Genomic DNA, 11,061 nt, shown 5'->3' on the forward strand with positions numbered 1-11,061 from the left:
CCAAATCGTTCTGGGCATCCAGTCGGCCGTTGACGCTACTGGCGCGACCTTCGAGAACCTGCAGTTGGGCGGCGCCGCATCGGTCAAAGTGACCGACACCATCAACGAAGTGGTAGCCAAGCTGACCGCCACTGAGTCGGTGACCGAAGGTGGTCAGATCACCTATACCGTGACCTTGACCAGCAAAGACGGACTGCCGATCGATAAGCACTCGACGCTGTACTTCACGTTGAGCGACGGCAAGACCGTGGTTACCGTGCCGGCCAACAGCACTACCGGCTCGGTCACTGTGACTGCGCCGGATAACGTCTATGTGGGCACCAACGCAGCGGTCGAGCAGAGCCTGAAATACGTCAGTGGCGCCGACGCTTGGAAGTTCGAGCAACTGACGCTGGACGGCACCAAGGTCAGCATTGAAGTCACCGACGAACCGGGCACCCCCGGCCACGGAGGCGACCTGGTCAAGGTCACCATCGAGGCCAACCAGAAGTCGGTCTACGAGAACAAAGAGCCGACTTTCACCGTCAAGATCAACACCGCACTGGACCACGATCTGGTCGTGACCCTGAGCAACAACGCCCAGGTCACTATCAAGGCCGGGCAGACCAGCGTGCCGTATACCCATGCTGTGCAAGGTGAAGACGTTTACAAAGACGGCGGCCAGATCAGACTGGGCATCAAGTCGGCCGTGGATATCGACGGTCGTACCTTCGAGAACCTGCAGCTGGGCGGCGCTGCCTCGGTCAATGTCAAGGACACCATCAACGAAGTGGTGGCCAAACTGTCCGCCACCGAGTCGGTGACTGAAGGTGGCAAGATCACCTATACCGTGACCTTGACCAGCAAAGACGGACTGCCGATCGATAAGCACTCGACGCTGTACTTCACGTTGAGCGACGGCAAGACCGTGGTTACCGTGCCGGCCAACAGCACTACCGGCTCGGTCACTGTGACTGCGCCGGATAACGTCTATGTGGGCACCAACGCAGCGGTCGAACAGAGCCTGAAATACGTCAGTGGCGCTGATGCCTGGAAATTCGAGCAACTGACGCTGGACGGCACCAAGGTCAGCACCACGGTCACCGACGAGCCAGGTTCGGGCACGCCGGGTAGCGGCAACCAGGGCGACCTGGTCAAGGTCACCATCGAGGCCAACCAGAAGTTGGTCTACGAGAACAAGGAGCCGACCTTCACCGTCAAGATCAACACCGCGCTGGACCACGACCTGGTCGTGACCCTGAGCAACAACGCCCAGGTCACTATCAAGGCCGGGCAGACCAGCGTGCCATATACCCATGCTGTGCAAGGTGAAGACGTTTACAAAGACGGCGGCCAGATCAGACTGGGCATCAAGTCGGCCGTGGATATCGACGGTCGTACCTTCGAGAACCTGCAACTGGGCGGCGCAGCCTCGGTCAGTGTCAAGGACACCATCAACGAAGTGGTGGCCAAACTGTCCGCCACCGAGTCGGTGACCGAAGGTGGCAAGATCACCTACACCGTGACCCTGACCAGCAAAGACGGTCTGCCGATCGATAAGCACTCGACGCTGTACTTCACGTTGAGCGACGGCAAGACCGTGGTCACTGTGCCGGCCAACAGCACCACCGGTTCGGTCACCGTGACCGCACCGGACAACGTCTACACCGGCACCAACGCAGCGGTCGAACAGAGCCTCAAATACGTCAGCGGCGCCGACGCCTGGAAGTTCGAAAAACTGACGCTGGACGGCACCAAGGTCAGCACTGAAGTCACCGATGAACCGGGCACCCCCGGCCACGGAGGCGACCTGGTCAAGGTCACCATCGAGGCCAACCAGAAGTCGGTCTACGAGAACAAGGAGCCGACCTTCACCGTCAAGATCAACACCGCGCTGGATCACGACCTGGTCGTGACCCTGAGCAACAACGCCCAGGTCACTATCAAGGCCGGGCAGACCAGCGTGCCATATACCCATGCTGTGCAAGGTGAAGACGTTTACAAAGACGGCGGCCAGATCAGACTGGGCATCAAGTCGGCAGTGGATATCGACGGTCGTACCTTCGAGAACCTGCAGCTGGGCGGCGCTGCCTCGGTCAATGTCAAGGACACCATCAACGAAGTGGTGGCCAAACTGTCCGCCACCGAGTCGGTGACCGAAGGTGGCAAGATCACCTATACCGTGACCCTGAGCAGCAAAGACGGTCTGCCGCTCGACGGCCACGATCAGCTGACCTTCATCCTGGACGACGGCAAGACCAAGATCGTTGTCCCGGCCGGTAGCAATATCGGCACGGTCACCATCACCGCCCCGGATAACGTCTACACCGGTGCCAATGATGCTGTGGTCAAGTCGATTGCCTCCGTCATCGGTGCCGGCAAGTTCGAGCAACTTACTCTGGACAAGACCTCGGTCAGCACCAAAGTGGTCGACGAACCAGGCGTGGGTGCTCCGGGCGAGAGCAACCAGGGCGACAAGGTCGAGTTGAGCATCGTTGCCAACCAGACTTCGGTCTTCGAGAACGAGAAGCCGACCTTCACCATCAGCATCAAGGAGGCCCTGGACCAGAACCTGACCGTGCTGCTGGGTGAAGGCAAGTCAGTGGTCATCGAGAAAGGCAAGACGTCTGCGATCTGGACCAACGATGTACAGGGTGAAGACGTCTACGTCGACGCGGGTTCCCTGACTGTAAGCATCACCGGCACCCAACTGGCGGGCGGCGGCAAGTTCGAGAACCTGGTCCTGACCCAGTCGTCGGCCAGCGTCGAGATCAAGGACACCACGACCGAAGTGGTGGCCAAGCTGACCGCGACTCCGGAAGTGACCGAAGGTGGCAACATCACCTACACCGTCACCTTGACCGGCCCGGATGGCTTGCTGATCAACAACCACGGTGCCCTGACCTTCACCCTGAGTGACGGCAAGACCACCATAAACGTACTGGCTAATGAGAGCAGCGGCAGTGTGACCGTGGTCGCCCCGGACAACGTGTACATCGGCGACAACAACGTTAGCCTGTCGCTGCAGTCGGTGGGCGGCCCAGGTGCAAGCCGCTTCGAAGACCTCAAGCTGGACGACAAGGCTGCCAGCACCAAAGTGGTCGACGAACCAGGCGTGGGTACTCCGGGCGAGAGCAACCAGGGCGATGTGTCCACAGTTGGCATCACTGGCACCACCTCGTTGATTGAAGGTGAAACCGGCCGCTACACGCTGACTCTCAGTCATGAGGCGAAAGCTGAGGTCACCATCACCCTTCGCTACAGCGGCACCGCCACAGATGGTTCGGACTACTACGGTGTCGCCACGGTGACCATCCCGGCCTACAGCAGCGGCACCACGTTCGACATCAGGACCCTCGACGACAAGCTGGTTGAACCCACTGAAAACTTCACCGTCAAGATCGAGACTGCCACCGGTGGCAACTTCGAGAACCTGCAGGTCGACAGCAGCAAGGCGAGCGTGACCACGTCCATCCTCGACAACGATCACCTGCCGGTTTCCACCGGTGGTGCGGTGTATGGTGTGGAAGACACTGATTACGTGTTCAAGTGGAGCGACTTCAACGTCACCGATGCCGATGGCAATAGTGGCCTGCTCGTAACCATCACCTCGATCCCGGCCTCTGGTACCTTGCAGTTATTCAACGGCAAGGCTTGGGTAAACGTGGCCGTGGGCCAGGAGGTCAGCCAGGCCGACATTGACGCCAGTAACCTGAAATTCGTACCAGTACGCAATGAGTCTGGCGCGGACAACTACGGCGGCTTCGGTGTGGGTGACCAGAAGGCTGATTACGCTCAGTTCAAGTACAAGGCGAACGACGGTACCAACGTGGGCAGCGAAGTGACCATGAAGGTCGACATCAGCCCGGTTGCCGACAAGCCGACCTTGAGCTTCGGCAGCACCGATATCGAGTCCAAAGGCCTGACCAAGGAAGTCTGGACCAGCCTCAAAGGCCTGGGCACCGGTGGTAACGGCATCACCGGCGAGGATCTGAAAACGGTCTTTGCCAATTCCGGCGACGCCAGCTCCAGTGGCACCACCACCAATGTGCAGTCCGATGGCAGTGTCACCGCTGGCACCGGTTCGAAAACCTCGGGCCTGATCTACCTGGAAGCCGCCAAGACCTACACCTTCAGCGGCACGGCCGACGACAGCTTCGTGGTCACCATTGGTGGCAAGACCGTGGTTACCGCAACCTGGGGTGCTAACGCCCAGTTCAGCGGAACCTTCGTGCCGAAAACCAGCGGCTACTACCCAATCGAGGTCTACCACGCCAACCAGGCCGGCCCTGGCAGCTATGACCTGAACATCCAGGCAGGTTCGGAGCCTGTCACTGACCTCAGCAGTTCGAACATCAAGATGTACCAGAACGTGACCGAGATGGCCAAAGCCGGCTTGGGCGTGTCCGACCTGCACACCGTGGATGGTCAGAGCTACTACGACGGCTACACGCTTAACGAAGGGCCAGAAGGTGGCTCGGTCAAACTGGTCAGTATTTCCACTGCCCTGACCGATACTGACGGCTCCGAAAGCCTGAGCGTAACGCTCAGCGGTATTCCGAAAGGCACCGTGTTGAGTGATGGTGCTGGTCATACGGTCACGGTAGGCACAGCGCCTGTGAATGTGACTGGCTGGACGCTTAGTGGTCTGACGCTGAAGCCGCCAACCTACTTCAAGGGCTCGTTCGAGATCACTGTAACCTCGACGGCCACCGAACGCCTCGGTGGCTCCAACAGCGCCATCGACAAGATTACGGTGCAGGTCTACGAAGCGACTTACCGCCATGATGTAGGTACTAAAGGTAGCGACACAATCACTGGCAGCGAAGGCAATGACATCATCGTTGCCGATGTGTCTGGCCTGAACCTGGTCCAGGGCAAGAGCTACAATATCGCCTTCATGGTCGACAGCTCGGGCAGCATGAGCGACAAGTCGATTGCCGATGCAAAGGCGCAGTTGGCATCGGTGTTCAATACACTCAAAGGCAGCCTGGGCTCCGATACTTCGGGTACTGTGAACATCTTCCTGGTCGACTTCGATACCCACGTCAACAAGAACGTGGCGGTGAATCTCGCCGACTCGGATGCACTGAGCAAACTGCAGGCAGTGCTGAACTCGATGGTGGGTGGGGACTACGGCGGTGGTACCAACTACGAAGATGCGTTCAAGACCACGTCCAACTTCTTCAAAAGCAGCATGGCCACCAGCAACAAAGGTGCGGAGAATCTGACCTACTTCATCACCGACGGTAAGCCCACCTACTACCAGAGCGGGGAGTCCACCAACCCTAGCCTGTGGAAGAATGGCAAGCGCCTGGATGATGTGGTCAACGTCAACAACTATAAAGTTGGCGACACCTTCAGTGACTGGGCCGACGCGACTCACAAGGTCGAAATCAGCAGCAGTGGTGTAGTCAAGGTACTGACCTACACCGAGAACAGAAAAGGTGAGCTAGTACTTAATTCCACCAAGACGGTCGGAACCCTGCACGCACAGGGGGACGGTACATACGAATTCTCCAGCCTGGATGGCACTGGCTACGCTGAATACAGGAACTACGTGGAGTCGGCGGCAGGTTCCACTGCGAGCTTCAACGTGCTGGGTGGCACTGACGGCTTGAGCAAGGTGCAGGCCATTGGCCTGAACAGTAATGTCACGCTGAGCGACCTGAAGCCTTACGATAGCGACGGCAAGCCACAAACCAACATCGACCCGTCCGACTTGGCCAAGGCGATTCTTGGCCATTCCGAGGCAACGCTGCCGGGCGCCGACACCATCGATGGCGGCAACGGCAACGACATTATCTTCGGTGACCTGATCACCCTCAACGGTGTCGTTACCGAGGGCTATCAAGCACTCAAGGACTACGTCGCTCAGAAGAGTGGTGTTGATGCAAGTGCGCTCGAGACGCGAAATGTCCACCAGTATGTATCCGAACACTACACCGAGTTCGATATCTCCGGTGCCAACGATGGCAAGGACCTCCTGAATGGGGGCAATGGCAACGATATCCTCTTCGGCCAAGGTGGTAACGACACGCTCGATGGCGGCAAGGGTAACGACATCCTGCTGGGCGGTAGCGGCGACGACACCCTGATTGGTGGCCAGGGCAACGATATCCTGATCGGTGGCAGCGGTGCCGACACCTTCGTGTGGAAGGCCGGTGATACTGGCAATGACGTGATCAAGGACTTCAAGGAGAGTGAAAACGACCGTATCGACCTGAGCGACCTGCTCCAGGGCGAGAAGGGCAGTAGCATCGACAACTACCTGAAGATGAGCTTCGCAGACGGCTCGACGACGCTGCAGGTCAGCAGCGAAGGCAAGCTCAACACCGACGGCGGCCTGGCCAATGCCGATGTCACCATCAAGCTCGAAGGGGTGAACTGGTCGAACACCACGATCAACTCCTTGATCCATGGTTCCGACCCGACCATCATCATCCACAACAAAGATGGCTGATGCGCTAGCGGGCTGCCCTGCAGCCCCAGCGGTCTCGGCGTAGTTGCTGAAACCGTGGAGCCGCTTCGCGGCTCTATCGCGACGCAAGGCCGCTCCCGCATGTGCTGCGCGGTTGTGGGAGCGGGTTTACCCGCGAAGAAGCCAGCGTGGTGGAATGGCACCGGCGTTGCTGGTGTTCGCGGCTAAAGCCGCTCCCACACGGCCTTTCCCACAACTGCGTGACAGCGCATACTCAGGCGCCGGGCCTGTATGCCTGGCGATCTTTACCTATGCTGCTGTCTACCAGCAAAGAACCAACGTGACGAGGGACACCGCCATGTTCTACGTGCAACGCGACGCCGCCGGCCAGTTGCTGCGGGTAGAAGCAGCCGCTTTTGACGAATTCACCGAAATGCTCCCTGCCGACCACGCCGATATCCAGGAATGGTTTGCCGATGACCTCGTGGAAAACAGCCTCAACCAGCTCAAACAAAGCGACCTGGACATGATCCGCGTGCTCGAGGACCTGATCGACGTTCTGACTGCCAAGGGTGTGTTCAAGATCACCGACCTGCCCGCCGGGGCGCAGGCCAAGCTGCTTAACCGGTCCACGGCGCGCAAGGCGCTGAGCAGCCTGAACAACCTCATCGATGAAGAAGAGCAGGGCGGCCTGATCTGATCGCGCAGCGCCCCAGCGCCAGTGATATGGTTATTCTTTAAAGGTATTTAAATTATTACTCTTATGACTTTATAGTCATTTCCACTGCGTACCCGTCGACCAATCGATGCGCCGCACGACTTGAACCCACACGGGAAAACCCCGTGCGTTTCTGATCGTTGCGCGCCATCGACGTCGCGCACTGCGTGGGAGTGAAAAATGTCAGCCGCCTCGAACGCCTTGTCGACCATCGACAGCGCCCAGCCGCAAATCTTCGAAATCCGCCCGTTCGCCGGTGCCGTAGGCGCCGAGATAATAGGCCTGGACCTGGCCAAGCCGGTCAACGCCGAGGATTTCACGCGTATCCATCGTGCCCACCTCGACCACCATGTGCTGGTGTTCCGCGACCAGCGCATCAGCCCTGAACAGCAAATTGCCTTCAGCCGCCGTTTCGGCCAATTGCAGATCCATGTGCTCAAGCAGTTCCTGCTCGCAGGCCACCCCGAGATCCTGATCGTTTCCAACATCATCGAAGACGGTCGCAACATTGGCCTGGGTGATGCCGGCAAATTCTGGCACTCGGACCTGTCGTACAAAGAGCTGCCAAGCCTCGGCTCCATGCTGCATGCCCAGGAGCTGCCCAGCGAAGGCGGCGACACCCTGTTCGCCGACATGCACAAGGCCTGGGACGCCGTACCCGCAGCCCTGCGTAAAGTGGTCGAGGGCCGCAGCGCCGCTCACTCCTACACCGCGCGTTATGCCGAGACCAAGTTCGAAGGCAACTGGCGCCCGACCCTGACCACCGAGCAACTGGCGCAGGTACAGGAAGTCATTCACCCGGTGGTCCGCACCCACCCGGAAAACGGCCGCAAGGCACTGTTCGTCAGCGAAGGCTTCACCACCCGTATCGTCGGCCTGCCAGACGATGAAAGCCGCGACGTGCTGCAACAGCTGTATGTCCTGAGCGTGCTGGAACAGAACATCTACCGCCATCAGTGGCAGCCCCATGACCTGGTGTTCTGGGACAACCGCTCGCTGATCCACCTGGCCACCGGCTGCCCCGCACACCTGCGGCGCAAGCTGTACCGCACCACCATCCAGGGCGATGTCCCGTTCTGACGACTGAGGAAAACCATCATGCGCAAATCCATCAGCCGCCTGGCGGCAAGCATTGGCCTGGGCGCGAGCCTGGTCGTTGGCGGCCTGGCTGCCCCCGGCGTGGCCCAGGCCGAAGGCAAGATCCGCATCGCCGAGCAGTTCGGCATCGTCTACCTGTTGCTGAACGTGGTGCGTGACCAGCACCTGATCGAAAAACACGGCAAAGAGCAGGGCATCGACATCAAGGTCGACTGGGCGCAGCTTTCGGGGGGGGCGGCCATCAACGACGCATTGCTGTCCGGCTCGGTAGACATCGCCGGTGCTGGCGTCGGCCCGCTGCTCACCGTGTGGGATCGCACCAAGGGCCGGCAGAACGTGAAGGCGGTGGCCTCGCTGGGCAACTTCCCGTACTACCTGGTCAGCAGCAACCCCAACGTCAAGACCATCGCCGACATCTCCGACAAGGACCGCATCGCCGTACCCGCGGTAGGGGTTTCGGTGCAGTCGCGCTTCCTGCAGTACGCCGCCGCCCAGCAGTGGGGTGACAAGGAATATAACCGGCTCGACAAATACACCCTGGCGGTGCCGCACCCGGATGCCACCGCCGCGCTGCTGGCCGGCGGCACCGAGCTGAACGGGCACTTCTCCAACCCGCCGTTCCAGGACCAGGTGCTGGCCAACAAGGACGTGCACGTGGTGCTCAACAGCTATGACCTGCTCGGCCCCAACTCGCCGACCTTGCTGTTCGCCACCGAGAAGTTCCGCAAGGACAACCCCAAGACCTACAAGGCCTTCGTCGATGCCCTGGCCGAGGCTGCGAACTTTGCCCAGAAAGACAAGGCCGCCGCCGCTGACACCTACATCCGCGTGACCAAGGCCAAGATCGACCGCGACGCACTGATAAAGCTGATCGACAACCCGCAATACGAATTCACCGTGACGCCAAAGAACACATACAAGCTGGCCGAGTTCCTCTACCGGGTAGGCGCCATCAAGCACAAGCCGGAATCGTGGAAGGACTATTTCTTCCAGGATGAACGCCCGCTGCAGGGGAGCTGATCGATCATGACCGCCCCATTGCCAGGCCACACGGCCAGCAACCTGAGCCGTGTCGCAACGCCGCCTTTGCTCAAGGTGGATAACCTCAGCCTCGAATACCGCACCGCGCAGCGCGTGGTGCGTGCCACCCACCAGGTCAGCTTCGAAGTCGATCGTGCCGACCGCTTCGTGCTGCTGGGGCCCTCCGGCTGCGGCAAGTCCACCTTGCTCAAGGCCGTGGCCGGGTTCATCCCGCCCCAGGAAGGGCAGATTCTGCTGCAGGGCCAGCCGGTTCGCGGCCCAGGCCCTGACCGCATCGTGGTGTTCCAGGAGTTCGACCAGCTACCACCGTGGAAGACGGTGAAGCAGAACGTCATGTTCCCGCTGCTGGTGTCTGGCCAGCTCAAGCGCGCCGAGGCCGAGGACCGTGCGCTGCATTACCTGGAAAAAGTCGGCCTTGCGGCCTTCGCCGATGCCTACCCGCATACCTTGTCGGGCGGCATGAAGGCACGCGTGGCGATTGCCCGGGCGTTGGCCACGCAGCCGAAGATCCTGCTGATGGACGAGCCGTTCGCCGCACTCGATGCGCTGACCCGGCGCAAGATGCAGGAAGAGCTGTTGCTGCTGTGGGAGGAGGTGCGTTTCACCCTGCTGTTCGTTACCCACTCCATCGAAGAGGCATTGGTGGTCGGCAATCGCATCCTGCTGCTGTCGCCACACCCGGGCCGGGTGCGTGCCGAAGTGCATAGCCACCAGTACGACCTGGGCAGCCTTGGAGGCAGCGATTTCCAGGCCAGTGCTCGACGTATCCATCGTTTGCTGTTCGACGAAGCGGATACCCCCGAGCAGCCGGACGAGCTTGGCTTCAACGATATCCGCATCGCCTACTGACAGGAGCTTCAGCCATGACCACTACACCTGTACGCCAGGAATACGAGGTGCATCTGGAGCCGCTGCTCAGTGTGCCTGTGGAACGACAACTGCCGCTGGTGCAGCGCCTGTGGCAGCAAGGCTGGCTGCGCAAAGCGGTCATCTTGCTGGTGCTCGCGGTGCTGTGGGAGGCCGTCGCGCGCTACCAGGCTAACGACCTGCTGTTACCGGGCTTCGTGCAAACCGCCGCGGCCTTGTGGGACGGCCTGATCAGCGGAGAGCTGCCGGCCAAGGTCGGCGTCTCGCTGGTGATTCTGCTTAAGGGTTATGTGCTCGGCATAGTGCTGGCCTTCGGCCTGACCAGCCTGGCGGTATCGACCCAACTGGGCCGGGACCTGCTGGGTACGCTGACCTCGATGTTCAACCCGTTGCCGGCCATTGCCCTGCTGCCGTTGGCCCTGCTGTGGTTCGGGCTGGGTGACAACAGCCTGATCTTCGTGCTGGTGCACTCGGTGCTATGGGCCTTGGCGCTGAATACCTATGCCGGCTTCCTCGGCGTGTCGGAAACGCTGCGCATGGCTGGCCGCAACTATGGCCTGAAGGGGCTGCGGCTGGTGCTGCACATTCTGGTCCCGGCGGCCTTGCCGTCGATCTTGTCGGGGTTGAAGATCGGCTGGGCATTTGCCTGGCGCACCCTGATCGCTGCCGAGCTGGTGTTCGGCGCCAGTAGTGGCAAAGGCGGGCTGGGCTGGTACATCTTCCAGAACCGCAACGAGCTGTATACCGACAAGGTGTTCGCCGGGTTGGCGGTGGTGATCCTGATCGGTTTGCTGGTGGAAGGGCTGGTGTTCAATACCCTGGAGCGGCTGACCGTGCGGCGCTGGGGAATGCAGCGCTGACCTGCACCGGCCCTATCGCCGGCAAGCCAGCTCCCACAGGATGGACTGCCCCCAAAAAGTTGGACAGTTTAAGCTGC

General features: G+C 60.3%; 6 protein-coding genes. All 6 read left to right on the top strand.

Features of this window, described 5'->3' with window-relative positions; all coding sequences use genetic code 11:
• Positions 1–6,442 (top strand): immunoglobulin-like domain-containing protein (locus TZ03_RS31785; RefSeq protein ID WP_051101337.1); only part of this gene is annotated, 6,442 nt, incomplete at its 5' end.
• A gap of 316 nt (positions 6,443–6,758) precedes the next feature.
• The gene (locus TZ03_RS26820; RefSeq protein ID WP_051101338.1) at positions 6,759–7,100 is read left to right on the top strand and encodes a hypothetical protein; all 342 of its coding nucleotides are present in this window, start codon (positions 6,759–6,761) and stop codon (positions 7,098–7,100) included.
• Between the two features lie 198 nt (positions 7,101–7,298).
• On the top strand, positions 7,299–8,198 hold the full coding sequence (locus TZ03_RS26825) for a TauD/TfdA dioxygenase family protein (RefSeq protein ID WP_051101339.1): 900 nt from the start codon (positions 7,299–7,301) through the stop codon (positions 8,196–8,198).
• Positions 8,199–8,216: 18 nt separating this feature from the next.
• A complete protein-coding gene (locus tag TZ03_RS26830) occupies positions 8,217–9,236 on the top strand; it encodes an ABC transporter substrate-binding protein (RefSeq protein ID WP_051101340.1) in 1,020 nt (339 codons plus the stop codon).
• 6 nt (positions 9,237–9,242) lie between these two features.
• Entirely contained in the window at positions 9,243–10,106 is an 864-nt protein-coding gene (locus TZ03_RS26835) for an ABC transporter ATP-binding protein (RefSeq protein WP_051101341.1), read from the top strand.
• A gap of 14 nt (positions 10,107–10,120) precedes the next feature.
• A complete protein-coding gene (locus tag TZ03_RS26840) occupies positions 10,121–10,984 on the top strand; it encodes an ABC transporter permease (protein ID WP_051101342.1) in 864 nt (287 codons plus the stop codon).
• Positions 10,985–11,061: the final 77 nt, after the last annotated feature.

This window comes from Pseudomonas sp. 10-1B, assembly GCF_000935045.1.
GTDB lineage: Bacteria > Pseudomonadota > Gammaproteobacteria > Pseudomonadales > Pseudomonadaceae > Aquipseudomonas.